This is a genomic window from Candidatus Contendobacter odensis Run_B_J11 (assembly GCF_000531125.1).
Taxonomy (GTDB): domain Bacteria; phylum Pseudomonadota; class Gammaproteobacteria; order Competibacterales; family Competibacteraceae; genus Contendibacter; species Contendibacter odensensis.
The window spans coordinates 1-1,367 of record NZ_CBTK010000211.1 but is presented as its reverse complement, the minus strand read 5'-3'; the positions used below and the strand labels follow the sequence as shown (position 1 = coordinate 1,367).

General features: G+C 55.4%; 2 protein-coding genes. Both read right to left on the bottom strand.

Annotation, left to right across the window (positions count from 1 at the left end; genetic code table 11):
- Window positions 1–57: 57 nt before the first annotated feature.
- Window positions 58–624: an MbnB/TglH/ChrH family RiPP precursor modification enzyme gene (locus BN874_RS12395; protein ID WP_051497789.1), complete on the bottom strand. Its 567-nt coding sequence runs from the start codon at window positions 622–624 to the stop codon at window positions 58–60.
- A gap of 10 nt (window positions 625–634) precedes the next feature.
- On the bottom strand, window positions 635–910 hold the full coding sequence (locus BN874_RS12390; RefSeq protein WP_034433801.1) for a BufA1 family periplasmic bufferin-type metallophore: 276 nt from the start codon (window positions 908–910) through the stop codon (window positions 635–637).
- Window positions 911–1,367 lie beyond the last annotated feature (457 nt).

The following is a 1,367-nucleotide window of genomic DNA, read 5'->3' as shown; positions in this document are numbered from 1 at the left end:
CAACCTCGCCGACAAATTCCAGGATTTCCTGTGGGCTTTAAATTTTTTGTCCTGTACTTAGATGTTATTCACATCCAGCAGTACACCGCAGCCGCTGCGCCGGGCCAGTTCGGCCAGGAACTCCCATTCAGGGATCACTGATCCCACATATTGCAGATAGCTGGATGGATTCTCGATCAGGATTTGCCGACCGAGGATCTCCTGTACTTGGCAAACTCGCGCAATCAAATGAGAGAGCGCTTCTTCGGTATAGGGCAGCGGTAACAGGTCGTTGAAATGGCGTCCGCCTACTGAACCCCAGGACAGATGTTCCGAAACCAGCGCCGGTTCAAACCGCCGGATCAGCGTCTTGAGCGCGACCAAGTGTCGGCGGTCGAGCGGGTCGGTCGATCCGATGGACAGGCCAACCCCATGCAGACTGAGCGGATAGCAGGCGCGAATCCACTCCAGATAATCCAGCGGTTTGCCGCCCGCACCGAAGTAGTTTTCGCTGTGGACTTCCAGCCAGCCGACTGACGGGCGGCGGTCCAGAACCGCGTCATAATGTTCGGCCCGCAGGCCGATCCCGGCGCGGGCCGGAATGGGGCCGGAGCCAAGCACGGACGATACCGGCTTGGCGGTCATGGGCAGGGTCTCAGGCTTTTGGCTTCAAACTGCCGTCGACGATCTTTTCACAGGAACCCTTGGGGACATAGACCCAGGAATCCCCTTGGGCGTCCTTGCTGGCTTGACCGGCGCAGGCATGAGCGCTGGTCTGACAGTCATTCTTACCGGCCTTGACAATGCCGTAGCATTTTTCGGCGCCTTTTTGTTCGGGCGCCGGCTGACTGCTGGCCTGACCGGCGGCAGCCAGCAAACCCAGAGTGAAGACGCTGGCAAGGGCGGAATGGACGATAGTTTTGCTGTTCATGGCGATAACTCCTGAGTTAAGGTTAAAGGCGTTGAAAGCATCGAGCGTTTTGCGGGATGGCCGTATTCCCGCTTGAGCGGGTATCAAACCCCGTGCCAACTTATAACTCCAGATAAAGATCATTATTTATCAAAAAGTTAATTTATGGCGGATAACCTGAGCAAGGCGGGTGCTACAGAGGGAACTGCTTTATTTCACGGTTGCCGCGATATGGCGCGGCGTGAGGCCCACGCCGGTGCGGGTGCCATGAGGAGACTACAAAATCGGATTGAACAGCCGGGCCGCCCGCACCGCTCACTGGAACAGCCAGTTAAAGTGGACCCCGGAAAATGGACCAAGAGCTTAGATAGAATGCCACGCAGCGAACGAGGAGATCGACGTGGCAAGAAAGCAGTTTCTTTGTACATGACAAAAAAGATAACTTATTGAAATTGTGGTAAAATATTGTCTTTCTCAC

Excerpts from the sequence above, each read along its gene's own strand:
- BN874_RS12395 (WP_051497789.1), bottom strand. The coding sequence starts at position 624 with ATGACCGCCAAGCCGGTATCGTCCGTGCTTGGCTCCGGCCCCATTCCG.
- BN874_RS12390 (WP_034433801.1), bottom strand. The coding sequence starts at position 910 with ATGAACAGCAAAACTATCGTCCATTCCGCCCTTGCCAGCGTCTTCACT.